General features: G+C 73.8%; 13 protein-coding genes and 1 tRNA gene. 13 read left to right on the forward strand and 1 reads right to left on the reverse strand.

Features of this window, described 5'->3' with window-relative positions; genetic code table 11:
* The 9 genes from ACFYP3_RS10780 (at position 1) to ACFYP3_RS10820 (ending at position 8,582) form a co-directional block, all read left to right on the forward strand.
* Positions 1 to 696 carry a phosphonatase-like hydrolase gene (locus tag ACFYP3_RS10780; RefSeq protein WP_388829973.1) on the forward strand — a complete coding sequence of 232 codons (696 nt, stop codon included), beginning with the start codon at positions 1 to 3 and terminating at the stop codon, positions 694 to 696.
* On the forward strand, positions 693 to 1,742 hold the full coding sequence (locus ACFYP3_RS10785; RefSeq protein ID WP_388829976.1) for an ABC transporter ATP-binding protein: 1,050 nt from the start codon (positions 693 to 695) through the stop codon (positions 1,740 to 1,742). The genes ACFYP3_RS10780 and ACFYP3_RS10785 overlap by 4 nt, the downstream gene beginning before the upstream one ends.
* The gene (locus tag ACFYP3_RS10790; protein WP_388829979.1) at positions 1,735 to 2,595 is read left to right on the forward strand and encodes a 2-aminoethylphosphonate ABC transporter permease subunit; all 861 of its coding nucleotides are present in this window, start codon (positions 1,735 to 1,737) and stop codon (positions 2,593 to 2,595) included. The genes ACFYP3_RS10785 and ACFYP3_RS10790 overlap by 8 nt, the downstream gene beginning before the upstream one ends.
* Complete coding sequence (locus tag ACFYP3_RS10795) at positions 2,582 to 3,379, forward strand: ABC transporter permease (RefSeq protein WP_388829982.1); 798 nt, start codon at positions 2,582 to 2,584, stop codon at positions 3,377 to 3,379. Before ACFYP3_RS10790 ends, ACFYP3_RS10795 begins: the two co-directional genes overlap by 14 nt.
* Positions 3,380 to 3,466: 87 nt before the next feature.
* A complete protein-coding gene (locus ACFYP3_RS10800; protein ID WP_388829985.1) occupies positions 3,467 to 4,537 on the forward strand; it encodes a 2-aminoethylphosphonate ABC transporter substrate-binding protein in 1,071 nt (356 codons plus the stop codon).
* Between the two features lie 131 nt (positions 4,538 to 4,668).
* Positions 4,669 to 6,192 (forward strand): alkaline phosphatase family protein, encoded by a 1,524-nt coding sequence (locus ACFYP3_RS10805; RefSeq protein ID WP_388829988.1) that lies wholly within the window; start codon positions 4,669 to 4,671, stop codon positions 6,190 to 6,192.
* Between the two features lie 116 nt (positions 6,193 to 6,308).
* Positions 6,309 to 7,088, forward strand: a complete 780-nt coding sequence (locus ACFYP3_RS10810; protein ID WP_388829991.1) for an HAD-IIA family hydrolase — start codon at positions 6,309 to 6,311, stop codon at positions 7,086 to 7,088.
* A 176-nt stretch (positions 7,089 to 7,264) separates the two neighbouring features.
* Positions 7,265 to 7,873, forward strand: coding sequence for a hypothetical protein (locus tag ACFYP3_RS10815; protein WP_388829994.1), 609 nt, complete (start codon positions 7,265 to 7,267; stop codon positions 7,871 to 7,873).
* Positions 7,874 to 7,922: 49 nt separating this feature from the next.
* Positions 7,923 to 8,582 (forward strand): class F sortase, encoded by a 660-nt coding sequence (locus ACFYP3_RS10820; RefSeq protein ID WP_388829997.1) that lies wholly within the window; start codon positions 7,923 to 7,925, stop codon positions 8,580 to 8,582.
* Between the two features lie 81 nt (positions 8,583 to 8,663).
* On the opposite strand, the gene ACFYP3_RS10825 is transcribed toward ACFYP3_RS10820, so the two are convergent.
* Positions 8,664 to 8,737, reverse strand: a tRNA-Lys gene (locus tag ACFYP3_RS10825).
* 226 nt (positions 8,738 to 8,963) lie between these two features.
* Between ACFYP3_RS10825 and ACFYP3_RS10830 the strand changes: the two genes are divergently transcribed.
* From ACFYP3_RS10830 to ACFYP3_RS10845, 4 genes are all read left to right on the forward strand, one after another.
* Positions 8,964 to 10,313 carry a peptidoglycan-binding protein gene (locus ACFYP3_RS10830; RefSeq protein WP_388830000.1) on the forward strand — a complete coding sequence of 450 codons (1,350 nt, stop codon included), beginning with the start codon at positions 8,964 to 8,966 and terminating at the stop codon, positions 10,311 to 10,313.
* Complete coding sequence (locus ACFYP3_RS10835) at positions 10,310 to 12,670, forward strand: SPFH domain-containing protein (RefSeq protein ID WP_388830003.1); 2,361 nt, start codon at positions 10,310 to 10,312, stop codon at positions 12,668 to 12,670. The genes ACFYP3_RS10830 and ACFYP3_RS10835 overlap by 4 nt, the downstream gene beginning before the upstream one ends.
* Before the next feature lie 213 nt (positions 12,671 to 12,883).
* Positions 12,884 to 13,477, forward strand: coding sequence for a lytic polysaccharide monooxygenase (locus tag ACFYP3_RS10840; RefSeq protein ID WP_030718064.1), 594 nt, complete (start codon positions 12,884 to 12,886; stop codon positions 13,475 to 13,477).
* Positions 13,478 to 13,503: 26 nt separating this feature from the next.
* Complete coding sequence (locus tag ACFYP3_RS10845; RefSeq protein WP_388830006.1) at positions 13,504 to 15,174, forward strand: AMP-binding protein; 1,671 nt, start codon at positions 13,504 to 13,506, stop codon at positions 15,172 to 15,174.
* The last annotated feature ends 689 nt before the right edge of the window (positions 15,175 to 15,863 follow it).

Here is a 15,863-nt window from a genome sequence, read left to right on the forward strand (position 1 = left end):
ATGACCGAGAACCGCACGCAGAACCTGATCGTCCTCGACATGGCCGGTACCACCGTCGCCGACGGCGGCCTCGTCGAGCGCGCCTTCGAGCGCGCCGCCGAACGCCTGGGCGTGGAGCCGGGCACCGCCGACCACGCCGCGAAGCTCCAGTACGTCCGCGACACCATGGGCGAGTCCAAGATCACCGTCTTCCGGCAGCTCTTCGGTACGGAGGAACTCGCCCGGCGCGCCAACTCCGCCTTCGAGGAGGCGTACGCGGAGCTCGTCGACGGCGGCCTGATCGCCCCGCTTCCCGGCGCCCGCGCCGCCGTCGAGGAGCTCCGCGCCGACGGCCGCACCGTCGTCCTGACCACCGGCTTCGCCCGCGTCACCCAGGACGCCATCCTCGACGCCCTCGGCTGGCGGGACCTCGCCGACCTCACCCTCTGCCCGGCCGACGCGGGCGGCCGCGGCCGGCCCTTCCCGGACATGGTGCTGACCGCGTTCCTGCGCACCGGCGCCGTGACCGACGTACGCGACACCGTGGTCGCCGGCGACACCGCGTACGACATGCTCAGCGGCCGCCGCGCCGGCGCCGGGATCGTCGCGGGCGTCCTCACCGGCGCCCACGACCGCGCGGCGCTCACGGCGAACGGCGCGACCCACGTCCTGGGCTGCGTCGCCGAACTCCCGGACCTCCTGCGGGAGTCGGCGTGAGCGGCATCCGCTTCGACGGGGTCAGCGTCGCCTACGGCGCCGCGACCGTCCTGGACTCCCTCGACCTGACCGTCGAACCGGGCGAGGTGATGGCGCTCCTCGGCCCCTCCGGTTCGGGCAAGACCACGGCGCTGCGCGCGGTCGCCGGTTTCGTGCGGCCCGCCGCGGGCCGGGTGCTGATCGGCGGCAGGGACGTCACCGCGCTCCCGCCGCACCGGCGTGGCATCGGCATGGTCGTCCAGCAGTACGCGCTCTTCCCGCACATGCGCGTCGAGGACAACGTCGCCTTCGGCCTGCGGGCCCGGAAGGCACCGAAGGCCGAGATACCCGGCCGGGTCGCCGAGGCCCTGGAACTGACCGGCATGGGCGCCTACGCGCGGCGCTACCCCCGCGAGCTCTCGGGCGGCCAGCAGCAGCGCGTCGCCATCGCCCGCGCCCTCGCCATCCGCCCCGGGGTGCTCCTGCTGGACGAGCCGCTCTCGGCACTCGACGCGCAGCTGCGCTCCGGGATGCTCGCCGAACTGGCCCGCCTGCACCGCGAGCTGCCCGACGTCTCCATCCTGTACGTCACCCACGACCAGGTCGAGGCGCTCACCCTGGCCGACCGGATCGCCGTCATGGACAAGGCCCGCCTCCAGGACTGCGGGACGCCGCAGCAGCTGTACCGGGCCCCGCGCACCGAGTTCACCGCCTCCTTCGTCGGCAACGCCAACCTGCTGCCGGTGACGGTCGCCGAGTCCGGGGCGGTCTTCGAGGGCCGCACCCTGACCCTCGACCGAGGCCGCGCGGCGCCGGGCTCCACGGCGACGCTGTGCGTGCGACCGCACCTGCTCGGGCTCGGGGCCGGGCCCAACGCCCTGACCGGGACGATCGCCGAGGTCCAGTGGCGCGGCTCCACGCACCGGCTGTACGTCGACGTCGACGGCCACCGCGTCAAGGCGGACCTCCCCGAGCTGCGGGAGACGCCCGCGCTGGGGGACAGGGTCACGCTGAGCTTCGAGCCGCGCGACGCCGTGCTGCTCGCCGCAGGGGTCTGCGATGGCTGAGGCCACGCGCGGCGCGCCCGCGACGCGGCTCACCCGGCTGCCGCGCGGCGTATGGGCGCTGCCGCCCGTCGCCGTGCTCGCGCTCGTGTTCCTGTATCCGCTCGCGCTGGTCGTCCAGCAGTCGCTGAGCCCCGGGAACGGCGGCGGCGCCTTCGACGCGTACGCCTCCGTCTTCGCCTCGCGGGGCTTCCGCGAGGCGCTCGGGACCACCGTCTGGCTGGCCGTCGGGGCGACCGTCGGATGCCTCGTCCTCGGCTTCGTCCTAGCGCTGATCATCGCCTTCGTGCCCTTCCCCGGGGCACGGGCCGTCGCGAAGTTCATCGACGTGTTCCTCTCCTTCCCCTCCTTCCTCGTCACCCTCGCCCTCCTCTTCGTCTACGGGACGGTGGGCATGGCCAACGGAGCCTGGACGGGCCTCACCGGCGCCGCCGAGGGGCCCTTCCACTTCCTGACCACCCCCTGGGGCGTCCTCCTCGCGGAGATCACGTACTTCACGCCCTTCGTGATGCGCCCGCTGCTCGCGGCCTTCTCCCAGCTGGAGACCGCCCAGCTGGAGGTCGCCGCCGGCCTCGGCGCCCGACCCGCCCGCATCGTCCGGCAGGTGATCCTCCCCGAGGCCCTTCCGGCGCTCGCCGCGGGCGGCAGCCTCGTCCTGGTCATGTGCCTCAACGAGTTCGGGATCGTCCTGTTCACCGGAGCCAAGGACGTCACGACCCTGCCGATGCTCATCTACGGCAAGGCCATCCTCGAATCCGACTACCCGGCCGCCTGCGTGGTCGCCGTCGTCAACATCGCGATCTCCGTCGGCCTGTTCGGCCTCTACCGGGTGGTGGGCAAGCGTGCTGGTGCATAGCAAGACCGGCCGCTGGGCGGCCTGGGGCCTCTTCGGCCTCCTCTTCCTGCCGCTGTTCGCCCTGCCGCTGCTCGTCGTGGTGGCCGCGTCCTTCTCGACCCACTGGTCCGGGGCCTTCCCCTCCGGCCCGACCACCGCGAACTACGCCTCCGCCGTGCGCGGCGAATCCCTCCAGGCCCTCACCACCAGCCTGGTCACCGCCCTCGCCGCCGGCCTCCTCGCCCTGACCCTCGGCACCTGGGCCGCGCTGGCCGCCGCCCCGCTGCAGAAGCGCGGGAAGCGGTCCCTGGACGCGCTGTTCATGCTGCCCGTGGCCGTCCCGTCCGTGGTCGTCGGCCTGGCCGTGCTCGTCGCCTTCAGCCGGCCGCCGGTCCTGCTCAACGGCACCGGCTCGATCGTCATCCTGGCGCACACGATCCTTGTCACGGCGTTCGCCTACCAGTCGGTCTCGGCCGCGATCGTACGGCTCGACCCCGCGTACGAGCAGGCGGCGGCCTCCCTCGGCGCCCGCCCCGCGTACGTCCTGTGGCGGGTCAAGCTGCCCCTCCTGCTGCCGTCCCTCACGGCCGCGGCCGGCCTCTGCTTCGCCCTGTCCATGGGCGAGCTGAGCGCCACGATGATGCTCTACCCGCCGGACTGGATGCCCCTCCCCGTCCGCGTCTTCACCGCCACCGACCGCGGTTCGCTCTTCGGCGGCTCCGCCGTCGCCGTGGTCCTGATGGCCGCCACCCTGCTGGTCCTCCTGGCGGTCTCCCGTGTCCGCACCAAGGCCTCGTACCGCTGACACTCCCGCCGACCCCGCCGAACCCAGCCGCATCCCGCTGAATCCCGCCGTGTCCCCGCTGACTCCCTTTCCCCGTAAGGAAGTTCCATGCCCCGCAAGATCCTGCTCCGCAGTGCCGCCGTCGTCGCCGGCCTCGCCCTCACCGCCTCCCTCACCGCCTGCGGCGGCTCCTCCTCCGCCGACGCCAAGGGCGAGGAGAAGGTCGTCACCGTCTACAGCGCCGACGGCCTCAAGAGCGAGAAGGGCGACGGCTGGTACGACAAGGTCTTCGCCGACTTCACCAAGAAGACCGGCATCGAGGTCAAGTACGTCGAGGGCGGCTCGGGCGAGATGGTGCAGCGCGCCGTCCGCGAGAGGACCAACACCCAGGCCGACGTGCTGATCACCCTGCCGCCCTTCATCCAGCAGGCCGACGGAAAGGGCCTGCTCCAGGCCTACGCGCCGCAGGGCTCCGACAAGGTCAACGGCGCCGACAAGGCCGCCGACGGCAAGTGGACCTCCGTCGTCAAGAACTACTTCGGCTTCGTCCACAACAAGAAGGAGCTCCCCGAGCCCCCCAGGACCTGGGAGGAGCTGCTCGACGCCAAGTACAAGGGCAAGGTGCAGTACTCCACCCCGGGCGTCGCGGGCGACGGCACGGCCGTCCTCGTCAAGTCGATGCACGACTTCGGCGGCAAGGAGCCGGCGATGGAGTACCTGAAGAAGCTCCAGGCCAACAACGTCGGCCCGTCCTCCTCCACCAGCAAGCTCGCGCCGAAGACGGACAAGGGCGAGCTGCTCGTGGCCAACGGCGACGTCCAGATGAACTTCGCGCAGTCCAAGTCCATGCCGAACCTGGGCATCTGGTTCCCGGCGAAGGACGGCGGCAGGCCCACCAGCTTCGCCCTGCCCTACGCGGCCGGCCTGGTCGACAAGGCCCCGCACTCCGAGAACGGCAGGAAGCTCCTCGACCACCTCCTCGGCGAGGAGGCGCAGAAGCTGGTCAGCGAGGTCGGCGGCGGCTTCCCGGCGCGCACCGACGTCAAGCCGACCGACACCAACGCCGTCGAGCTCACCAAGATCATGGCGGGCGTGGAGATCTTCGAGCCGGACTGGGCCGACATCGACAAGAACCTCACCGACTACGTCGACGCGTGGAAGTCGGCGACCGGAAGCTGACCGGTTGCCTCCTGGTCACCCACGACCAGCAGAGTGACCGTTGCATAACAGGTCTGGACCCAAGACCGCACCCTCGGTCCGGACCCGGCGCACGTCCCCGCGCCTTCCCACGACCACTCCCGGAGGAGTTCGTGCCCACTGCTGTCCCCGCCGGACGCACCCTCGCCGTGGCCGCCACCGCCACCGCCCTGCTCGCCGCCACGGTCGCGGCCACCCCGGCCGGCGTCGCCGAGGCCGCCGCCACCACCGACAAGGTCCTCGTCATCGGGATCGACGGCACGGTCCTGGACCGCGTCAAGGCCGCCAACGCGCCGAACCTGAAAGGCCTGATGGCCCAGGGCCTGACCGCCCGCAGCACCCTCTACGCCAACCCGATGGCCGCCACCTCCTCGGGCCCCGGCTGGTCCACCATCGCCACCGGAGTCTGGCCCGACAAGCACGGCGTGAAGGACAACTCCTTCACGGGCAAGAACTACACGGCCTACCCGGACTTCCTCACCCGCATCGAGAACGCCAAGCCGGCGCTCAACACGTACGCGGCCGCCGACTGGGAGCCCATCACCTCCACCGACCAGAACGGCCCGATCTTCTCCGCCAAGGTCGACAAGCGACTCTCCCTCAAGGGCGACCGCGACGGCTACCGCAACGAGGACCCGAAGATCGCCGCCGCGGCCGCCGCCGAGCTGCGCGACCAGAACCCGGACGCCGCCTTCGTCTACCTCGGCGAGATCGACGCGGCCGGCCACTCCTACGGAGCCGCCAGCCAGCAGTACCTCGACACCATCGCCCGCGTCGACGCCCTGGTCGGCCAGCTGCTCACCGCCGTCCAGAACCGCCCCACCTACGCCCAGGAGAACTGGAAGGTCCTCGTCACCACCGACCACGGCCACACCGACGCCGGTGGCCACGGCGGCTCGACCATCCAGGAGCGCGGCACCTTCGTCATCGCCAAGGGCGCGGGCATCCTGGCCGGTTCGGTCCGCGACGACGTCAAGCTGGTCGACGTGGCCGCGACCGCCCTCGCCCAAGTCGGCGTGAGCGCCCCCGGCATCGACGGGGTCCCGCTGAACGCCCCGGACGACGACCCCTTCGACACCCTGCGCCCGAACCTCCAGGCGCGCGTGGACGAGACGGGCATCCCGGCGGGCGTGAAGGGCTTCACGCACACCCCGCCCGCCGGCTGGTCCGTGGACAACTCCAAGATGGGCACCGGCGGTGTCACCGAGTGGGCCGGCTGGGCCTTCGCCACCGACGAGTTCTGGAGCCAGGCGCAGCGCGACCAGTGGCGCGAGCTGAACGTCCGCTCCCGTGGCGTCTTCGCCGTCGCCGACTCCGACGAGTGGGACGACAAGAGCCACACGGGCACCTTCGACTCCACCCTCGTCACCCCCAAGTGGGCGGTCACCGGCGGCAGCACGCGCACTCTCACCTTCCGGACCCACTACCGGCAGGAGGCAGGCCAGAGCGCCCAGGTCCTGGTCTCCTACAACGGCGGTGCCCCGACCGTCGTGAAGTCCTACACCGCCGACGCCGTCGCCAAGGCCGAGTCCCTCGCGCTCCAGGTCCCGGCCGGTGCGACCGACGTCCAGATCCGCTTCCGCTACAGCGGCGACAACAACTGGTACTGGACCGTCGACGACGTCCGCCTGAGCTGATCCGAGCCCCCGCGGTCCGGGCCGTGGACGCCCAGGACGTCCACGGCCCGGCCCCGCTAGGGTGGTAGAGACCAGAGGCCAAAGGTCATGGGCCACCGAGAGCGGAGAACAGTCCAGTGGCAGAGCGCAAGCCGATCGAATCCTGGCTCACCGACATGGACGGGGTCCTCATCCACGAGGGCACCCCGATCCCCGGCGCCGATGCCTTCATCAAGCGGCTGCGCGAGTCCGGCAAGCCCTTCCTGGTCCTGACCAACAACTCGATCTACACCCCCCGCGACCTCCAGGCCCGCCTGTCCCGCATGGGTCTGGACGTCCCCGTCGAGAACATCTGGACCTCCGCGCTGGCCACCGCGAAGTTCCTCGACGACCAGCGCCCGGGCGGCACCGCGTACGTGATCGGCGAGGCCGGTCTGACCACCGCCCTGCACGACATCGGCTACATCCTGACCGACCACGAGCCCGACTACGTGGTCCTCGGAGAGACCCGGACGTACAGCTTCGAGGCCATGACCAAGGCCGTCCGTCTGATCAACGCGGGCGCCCGCTTCATCTGCACCAACCCCGACGAGACCGGCCCGTCCACCGAGGGCCCGCTCCCGGCCACCGGTGCGGTCGCCGCGCTGATCACCAAGGCGACCGGCAAGCAGCCGTACTTCGCCGGCAAGCCCAACCCGCTGATGATGCGCACCGGCCTGAACGCCATCGGCGCGCACTCCGAGACCAGCGCGATGATCGGCGACCGGATGGACACGGACGTACTGGCCGGGCTGGAGGCGGGCATGCAGACCTTCCTCGTCCTCACCGGCCTGACCTCGGTCGCGGACACCGAGAGGTTCCCGTACCGCCCGACCAGGACGGTCGACTCGATCGCGGACCTGGTCGACCTCGTCTGACGCGCACGGCCGTACGGCGCGTACGGAGTGTTCGGCGCGGGCGGCGCGTGCGGTGTGCAGGGCGCGTACGGCCGACAGGGCGTCCCCCGTTCGAGGCGTACGGCTGACACGTACGGCGCCGTTCGGGATGCGGAGCGGCGCGTCGCGCGTGAATCTCCTTGACGAGGAGGTTCACCATGCGCAGTGTCCCGATCGCTGTCCGTGCCGCCGCCGTGTCCGTCGCCCTGGCGGCGTTCTCCGCGGTGTCCGCGCCCGTCGCCCTGGCGGGCGAGGAGGACCGCGGCGACCGCGGCAGCATCACGGTCGACCCGGATCCGGCCCACCCCGGAGCGCAGGTCAAGCTGCGCGTCCACGGGTGCGACGGCACCAGGGGGTCGGCCAAGTCCGCCGTCTTCGTCGCGGACGTCGACCTCTACGGCCGTGACGGCGGCCGCAGCCCGCTCTACGGCGAGGCGATGATCAGCTCGCACGCCTCACCCGGCTGGCACTCCGTCCGGGTGACGTGCGACGGCCACGACAAGGTCACCGGCTCCGTCCAGATCTCGGAGTACCGCCACCCCACCCACCACGCCTCGCCGGTCTGGCCGGTCCACGCGGGCGGCGGCGGCATGTCCGCCGAACTCGCCGAGGCGGGCAAGCCGCTCGTCGCGGCGGCCAAGAAGGACCACGGCGACGACGGCCCGAGCCTGCCGCACACGGTGATCGGCGCCGTCCTGGCCGCCGTCGCCACCCTGGCCGTCGCGGGCCGGGCGCTGGCCCTGCGCCGCCGCCGCAGCGGCGGATGAGGCGGTCGGCGGATGAGCGGGAGCCGGACGGTGGACGAACGGGGGCCCGATGAGTGAGGCCAGGGCTTCCGGGGGCGGCCGGCTGCTGACCCTCGCCGCCTGGTCCGTGCTGGTGCTCGGCCTGTGGCTGTGGGGCCGCCAGCTCACCGTGGCGCCCGCCCCGACGGCGGGCCAGGCCGGCGGGGCGGTGGGCCCGGGCCTGCCGGCCGCGCACGCCCCGCTGGCCGCGGCCCTGCCCCAGCGCCTCGACGTGCCCTCCATAGGCATCCAGGCCCCGGTGATCTCCCGGGGCCTGGACAAGGACGGCGCGCTCGAACCGCCCCCGTACGAGAGCCCGGGGACGGTGGGCTGGTGGGGGCGGGGCGCCCAGCCGGGGACGGCCGGGGCGGCGCTGATGGTCGGGCACGTGGACACCCGCTCCAAGCCGGCGGTGTTCTACGGCCTGAGCACGGTCCAGCCGGGTGACAAGGTGCGGGTGGTGCGGGCGGACGGATCGGTCGCCGAGTTCACGGTCGAGGACGTACGGGTCTACGAGCGCGCGGACTTCGACGCCCACAAGGCGTACGGCCCGCGGGTCCGGGGCCGGGCGGAACTGAGGCTGGTGACCTGCGGCGGCACCTACGACAAGGCGGCCAAGGAGTACACGGCGAACGTGGTGGTCTCCGCCTACCTGACGGGCGTGGGAGCCCGCCCGGGCACGGCGGCCTGACGGCGGTCCGACGGCGGTCCGACGTAGTGGTAAACGAAGAAGCCCCCCGCAGCTTTCGCTGCGAGGGGCTTCCTCCGTCTGTGCGCCGCCAGGGACTCGAACCCCGGACCCGCTGATTAAGAGTCAGCTGCTCTAACCAACTGAGCTAGCGGCGCTTGCTGACAGGGAAAACTCTACCCCACCTCCGCAGGTGCTCGTGACCAGCCACGCCCGCCTTGTCCGATTAACCCATGTTTGAGGGGTTTATCGTGCACGATATGTCTGCGCCGCACGCATCTGATGCTTTATCAGATGCGAGCCCGGCCGACCAGTGGACGAGCAGGGGACGAGCAGGGGAGTGGACGGATCCGCATGACGACGCAGCCTCCGACGCATGTGCAGATGCCGATGCCCGTTTTCGAGGAGTACGAGCCCGCGGGCGACTGTGTGTGCCGGGGATGCGCCCAGCGCCGCCGCTCCCTCGCCCGCGCGCGGGCCATACCGCTGCGTGACGGGGGCCACCCCGCGGCCCGGGGCGCCCGGCGGGTGCTGGTCCTCGCCACGGCCGCGGGAGTGGTCCTCGGCGGTGGGAGCACGGCCGCGGTGGCCGTGACCGCCCCCGCCACCGGCCCGGTGGCCCTGGACGACCCCGGCTCCCCGCAGGGTGGCCGCACCCCGCTGCACGGTCCGAAGGGCGGCCCGGTCGGCCGGCCCGGCGCCCCCGCCAAGCCCGGCACGATCAAGCGCATCGACCGCACGACGATCATCACCCGGGCGAAGCTGTGGCTGGACGCACAGGTCCCGTACAGCATGTCCACGTACTTCACGGACGGCTACCGGCAGGACTGCTCGGGCTACGTCTCCATGGCCTGGAACCTCGGCTCGAACGAGTGGACCGGCAGCCTCGACAAGTTCGCCACCAAGATCACCAAGGATGAGCTGCTGCCGGGGGACATGCTGCTCTTCCACAACCCGGCGGACCCCAACAACGGCTCGCACGTGGTCCTCTTCGGCGGCTGGGTCGACGAGACGCGCACGCACTACGTCGCCTACGAGCAGACGCGCCCCAACACGCGGAAGCTGGCCACGCCCTACGGGTACTGGAGCAACGCGGCCAAGTACGTCCCGTACCGGTTCAACGGGGTGACGGGCGGGCTCGTCCCGGAGGCCCCGGGCGCCGTCCCCGAACCTCCGCCGGCGGGCCCGAAGCCGGGCGACGCCAAGACCTTCCCGGGCGTGGACAAGTTCGCCCCGGGTGCCACGAACGACTTCGTGGCGCAGCTGGGCCGGATGCTGATCGAGCGCGGCGCGTACCGCTTCTACCCCAAGGGGGTGGCGGACCGGAAGTGGAGCGACCACGACAAGCTCGCCACCCAGGCCTTCCAGCGCGCCCAGGGCTGGTCGGGCGCCGACGCCGACGGCATCCCCGGCGCGCACACCTGGCGCCTGCTCGTCGAGAAGCAGGGCGCCGACATCCCGCCGCTGGTGGGCGCGGCGCCGGGACCGGGTGGGGTACGCGCCTACCCGGGGGCCGCGCTGTTCCGCCCGGGCCGCTCGAACGCGGCCGTCGAGGCCCTCGGCCGGCAGCTGGTCAAGAAGGGCTTCGGCAAGTACTACACATCCGGCCCGGGCCCCCGCTGGGGTGAGGCCGACCGCCGCAACGTCGAGGCCTTCCAGCGCGCACAGGGCTGGCGCGGCGCCTCGGCCAACGGCTACCCGGGCCCGGAAACCTGGCGCCGGCTGTTCGCATGACGGAGGTAATGATGTTCCCCACGCGCACCACCTCGACGACGGGCACCCTCCGCGTACCGCCGACGGCGCGGTCGGCGCAGCCGCAGCCCGCCGCGGTCGCCCCGGCCGGACCGGACCGGGACGCCCCGCACCCCCACCCGGCGGCCGCGGCCGCGGCCGCATCCGCATCCGCGGCCGCGGAGCCGGAGCCCGCCCGTGCGGCGATGGCCGCGGCGGGTGCGGTCGCGGAGCAGACCGCCGCCCCCCAAGCTGGGTCCGGCCGGGGCACGCCGGCCGGGCCCGCATCCCACCCGGCACCGGAAGGGCCGCGCTCCCACCCGGCGTGGGCGGCCCCGGAGCCGGCGTCCGCACTCGCTGCCGTGTCCGCGCCCCGCGCGGAGCGCGCGCTCCCGGATTCGGCCACCGCCGCCCACGGCGGGCCCGCGCCCGTCGCACGGACGGCATCGGAAGGGCCGCGCTCCCACCCGGGGTGGGCGACCGAGCTCCGGCCCGCGTCCGAGGGCCAGGTCCGCGCGGAACGGCCGGCCGAGCCGGAGCCCGGTCCCGGCCCGGACCCCCGTACGCCGTCCGCACCCCTCTCCCCGGCGGCACCGGAAGGGCTCCGCTCCCACCCGGCGTGGGCGACCGCGGAGCCGGCGCCCCTTCGTGCGGCCGCGCCCGCACTCGCCACCCCGTCCCGCCCGGCGTGGACGGCGGCCGAGCCGGAGCCGGTCCCCGGCCCGGACCTCGCGCAGGTCGCCGTCGCCCACGGCCCGGCCGTGGCCGTGGCCGTACCGCGCCCGGACACCGGCGCGGCAGCGGAGGCGCCGCGTGAGCACCCGGTGTGGGAGGCGGAGGCTTTGGCCCTGGCCTCCGCCTCTTCCGGTCCGGCCGCGGCCGCGGCCGTGGGCGCTCCGCGCGAGGAGGCCGGGGCGGGCGCCCCCGCCGAGACCTCGGTCGACTGGGCGGCGGCCCCGTCGGCCCGCTCGGCGCGGGCCGACGAACCGGTGTCGGCGTACGGTCCGGAGGTGCCGGCGGCTCGGACGCAGTCCGAGTCCGAGTCCGAGCCGGCCGCCGCCGAGGGCCCGGAGATCCCGCACCCGCAGGACGCGCAGGACCAGACCGCCGGGGTGGCCACCCTGAGCCTGCGGACCATCGAGCCCGCATCCGACTCCGAGTCCGGCCCCGACGCCGAGCCCGGCCCCGAGTCCGGCTCCGAGCCCGTGGCGGCGTCCCGCGGGGTGCCCGGCCCCGGTGCGGCCGAGATCGTCGCCCAGGCCGTGTCGCGCGGCCTGGGCAAACCGCCGGTGGAGGGCGACGCCGAGGACGTCCCCCGCTCCGTGCGGCAACGCGGCACCTCCGTCACCGAGGTGCCGGTGCACCTCCCCTTCCGCGGCGACCCGAAGCCGATGCCCGCGCCCGCCCCCCGGCCCGACCGGTCCCGAACGACCCCGCGGCCCGCCCCCGGCCGCCGGGTCCCCCGCGGCGACGACCGGCTGCGGGAGCACCGCGGCCCGGTGCTGCCCGGCTGGGTCGGCGTGGCCGTCGGCGGCCTCGCCCTCGCCGGCTGCACGGCCGTGCTCTGGCGGGCCGGGGTCGTCCCCGCCCCCTTCGTGGCGGCCTTCGGCGCGACCCCGCGCGCCTACCACGGCCTGCGCGTCACCCACTGGCCCCCGCTCGCCTTCCTCGGCGTCGTCGCCCTCGTCGCGCTCGGCGGACTCGGCCGGGCCCGCACCGGCCACGCCTGGGTGCTCACCCTCTTCGGCCGCTACCGCGGCACGGTCCGCCGTACCGGCCTGACCTGGGTCAGCCCCCTCCTGCTGCGCCGCCGGGTCGACGTACGGCTGCGGCACTGGCGTAGCGACCCCATGCCCGCCGTGGACTCCGGCGGCCTCGCCCTCCAGGTGGTCGTGCAGGTCGTCTGGCAGGTCAAGGACACGGCCCGGGCCGCGCTCGCCGTCGAGGACCACACGGAGTACCTCGCCGAGCAGGTCGAATCGGCCATGGCGCGCGTACTGTCCCAGCTCCCCGCCGACGCCTTCCACGAGGACGCGCCGACCCTGCGCGACGCCGAGGCCGTCGGCGACGCGCTGACCCGGATGCTGGCGGCCGAGACCGAGGCCGTCGGGATCGAGGTGTTCTCGGCGCAGCCGACCCGGATCGAGTACGCCGCCGAGGTCGCCGAGGCCATGCGTCGCCGCCGGGTCGCGGCGATCGACGCCAAGCACCGGGACACCGTGCTGACTTCGGTCGTGGACGCGGTCGACGACACCGTGCACCGGCTGACCTCGCGCGGGCTGGTCGAGCTCGACGACTACGAGCGCAAGGCCCTGGTGAGGGACCTCACGGTCGCCTTCTACACGGGACGCCCGGAGTAGTACCCCGGGCAACGGGACGAGCGGGACGAGAACGGGTGGCCGGAAGCAACCGGACCACCCGTTCTCCCATTGGTATGGACATGGCCAACTCTCGTCAATAATCTGGGACTTGGTCTAGACCTGAAATCCCCACACGTGCACTTCGCACACACCAGCGCGCGCGCTCTCGTCGAACTCCCCCCACGTTCAAGGAGCATCATGCGTAACGTCCGCATGCCCGGACGGGCCGGCGTCGCCGCGCTCGGCCTCGGCCTCGTCGCCGGCATCACCCTCATCGGCGCCCCCAGCGCCAGCAGCCACGGCTACACCGACACCCCCATCAGCCGCCAGAAGCTCTGCGCCAACAAGACCGTCTCCGACTGCGGCGCGATCCAGTGGGAGCCGCAGAGCGTCGAGGGCTTCAAGGGCTTCCCGGCCGCCGGCCCCGCCGACGGCAAGATATGTTCCGGCGGGCTCTCGCAGTTCGCCGAGCTCGACAACCCGCGCGGCGGCGCCTGGCCCACCACCAAGGTGACCAGCGGGCAGAGCTACGCCTTCCGGTGGCAGTTCACCGCCAACCACTCCACCACCGACTTCAAGTACTACGTCACCAAGAACGGCTGGACCGGCACCAAGGCCCTCACCCGCGCCGACCTCGAACCCCAGCCCTTCCTCACCGTCGCCTACAACGGCGCCCGCCCCGCCATGACCACCGTCCACCAGGGGGCGATGCCGAGCGGCAAGTCGGGCCGGCACCTGATCCTGGCCGTCTGGACCGTCAACGACACCCCGATGGCCTTCTACGCCTGCTCCGACGTTCAGTTCTGACGTAACGTCAGCTACCCTCCGGCGGCATGCGGACGACGACTGCACCGGAAACCGTCGCGGAGCTCATAGCGCGCCAATGGGGCGACCACCGGCCCGGGCTGAAACACGAGGGCGGTGTCCTCACCCACCACCGGACCGCCCAGGAGGCCGCCGCGCGCGCCGCGCTCCTCGTCGACCTCATGCCCGCGGGGGCCGAACCGCACCTCGGCGTGCTGCTCGACAACACCCCCGAGTTCCCGTTCTGGCTCGGCGCGGCGGCCCTGGCCGGGGCCGCCGTCGCCGGGATCAACCCCACCCGGCGCGGCCCCGAACTGGCGCGCGACATCCTGCACACCGACTGCCGGATCCTGATCACCGAGCGCGCCCACCTGCCGCTGCTGCGCGGGCTGGACCTGCCGGGCGTACGCCTCCTGGTCACCGGCACCGAGGAGTACGAGGCCCTGCTCGCGCCCTACGCCGCGGCCAAGCCCGGCGCGGCCGCCCTGCGCACCCCCGCGCCCGACGCGCGCCTCCTCCTCTACTTCACCTCCGGCTCCACCGGCGCCCCCAAGGCCGCCATCTGCACCCAGGGCCGGCTCGCGGCCGCCGGCGCCGCCCTCGCCCGCCGGTTCACCGTCACCCCGGACGACGTCCACTACGTCTGCATGCCGCTCTTCCACGGCAACGCCGTCATCGCGGACTGGCTCCCCGCGCTCGTCGGCGGGGCCGCGGTGGCGCTGCGCCGGCGCTTCTCGGCCTCGGCGTTCCTGGACGACGTACGGGCGTACGGGGCCACCTACTTCACCTACGTCGGGCGGGCGATCCAGTACCTCCTGGCCACCGATCCCCGCCCCGACGACCGCGAACACAGCCTGCGGCTCGGCTTCGGCACCGAGGCCGGGGCGGTGGACGCGGCGCGCTTCGCCGAGCGGTTCGGGGTCCCGCTGGTGGAGGGCTACGGCGCCACCGAGGGCGGCGCCTCCGTCCAGACCACCCCCGACACCCCGCCGGGCGCGCTGGGCCGGGCGGCCGCCGGCGACGACCTGGCGGTGATCGACCCGGAGACGGGCACGGAATGCCCGGCCGCGGTGCTGGACCGGGACGGCCGCCTGCTCAACGGCTCCGAGGCCATCGGCGAACTCGTCAACCGGGGCCGCAGCCTGTTCGAGGGCTACTGGCGCAACCCGGCGGCGGAGGCCGACCGCACCCGGGACGGCTGGTACTGGACCGGAGACCTCTTCTTCCGCGACGCCGCGGGCTTCCTCTACTTCGCGGGCCGCACGGACGACCGACTGCGGGTCGATGGCGAGAACCTCGCCGCGGCGGTGATCGAGAACATCCTGGCCCGCTGGGCCGACGCGGCGGCGGTCGCGGTGTACGCCGTCCCGGACGAGGTGTCCGGGGACCAGGTCATGGCCGCGCTCACCCTCCGGGAGGGCGCGAGGTTCTCGCCGGACGCCTTCGCCGCCTTCCTGGCGACCCAGCCGGACCTGGGCACGAAGATGTCCCCGCGCTACGTCCGCATCCTCCCGGCCATGCCGGTCACGGCCACGAACAAGATCCACCGGGTCTCCCTCCGCCGGGCCGCCTTCCGCTGCGCCGACCCGGTCTGGCACCGCACCCCCACCGGGAGCTACGCCCTGTTGACCGAGGCCGACACGACCACCCTCCTCGCCACATACGAGTCCCACGCCCGAGCCCACCTCCTACACCCCTAGGCCGCCCCGCCGCGACCGGGGCTCCGCCCCGAACCCCGCGCCTCAAACGCCGGCGGGGCTGGAATCCGGCCCCGCCACCATTCGAGGCGCACGGCCCGGGGCGAAACCCCGATGAAAGGGCGTGGCGGGGACACCCTCGGCGCACCGCCACCCGCTTGGGCGGCGGCACCGGTTCCCCCGCGGCGGGACTTGCCCCGCTGGGGCACCCGCACCGCGTCGGGGTCCCGCCGTGCGGCGGTACTCGCTTCCGTGGCGGTACCGGCTCCCGCGCGGCGGGACTTGCCCCGCTGGGGCACCTGCACCGCGTCGGGGTCCCGCCGTGCGGCGGTACTCGCTTCCGTGGCGGTACCGGCTCCCGCGCGGCGGGACCTGCCCCGCCGGGGCACCTGCACCGCGTCGGGGTCCCGCGCCGTGCGGGGGTATGAGCACTGGGGGGCGGTACCGGCGCCGTGCGTTGGTACCCGCTTCCGCACAGCGGGACCTGCACCGCGCCGGGGCCCCGCGCCGTGCGGCGGTACCCGCGCCGTGCGGCGGTACCCGCGCCGCACAGCGGGACCTGCACCGCGCCGGGGCCCCGCGCCGTGCGGCGGTACCCGCGCCGTGCGGCGGTACCCGCGCCGTGCGGCGGTACCCGCGCCGTGCGGCGGTACCCGCGCCGTGCGGCGGTACCCGCGCCGTGCGGCGGTACC

Origin of the sequence: Streptomyces sp. NPDC005533 (genome assembly GCF_042871845.1) — a bacterium.
Classification (GTDB): Bacteria; Actinomycetota; Actinomycetes; order Streptomycetales; family Streptomycetaceae; genus Streptomyces.

Bases quoted from the DNA above. Each gene is read 5' to 3' on its own strand.
- ACFYP3_RS10840 (WP_030718064.1), top strand. From the start codon at position 12,884: ATGCCCGGACGGGCCGGCGTCGCCGCGCTCGGCCTCGGCCTCGTCGCC.
- ACFYP3_RS10780 (WP_388829973.1), top strand. From the start codon at position 1: ATGACCGAGAACCGCACGCAGAACCTGATCGTCCTCGACATGGCCGGT.
- ACFYP3_RS10830 (WP_388830000.1), top strand. From the start codon at position 8,964: ATGCCGATGCCCGTTTTCGAGGAGTACGAGCCCGCGGGCGACTGTGTG.
- ACFYP3_RS10845 (WP_388830006.1), top strand. From the start codon at position 13,504: ATGCGGACGACGACTGCACCGGAAACCGTCGCGGAGCTCATAGCGCGC.
- ACFYP3_RS10800 (WP_388829985.1), top strand. From the start codon at position 3,467: ATGCCCCGCAAGATCCTGCTCCGCAGTGCCGCCGTCGTCGCCGGCCTC.
- ACFYP3_RS10790 (WP_388829979.1), top strand. From the start codon at position 1,735: ATGGCTGAGGCCACGCGCGGCGCGCCCGCGACGCGGCTCACCCGGCTG.
- ACFYP3_RS10820 (WP_388829997.1), top strand. From the start codon at position 7,923: ATGAGTGAGGCCAGGGCTTCCGGGGGCGGCCGGCTGCTGACCCTCGCC.
- ACFYP3_RS10815 (WP_388829994.1), top strand. From the start codon at position 7,265: ATGCGCAGTGTCCCGATCGCTGTCCGTGCCGCCGCCGTGTCCGTCGCC.
- ACFYP3_RS10835 (WP_388830003.1), top strand. From the start codon at position 10,310: ATGACGGAGGTAATGATGTTCCCCACGCGCACCACCTCGACGACGGGC.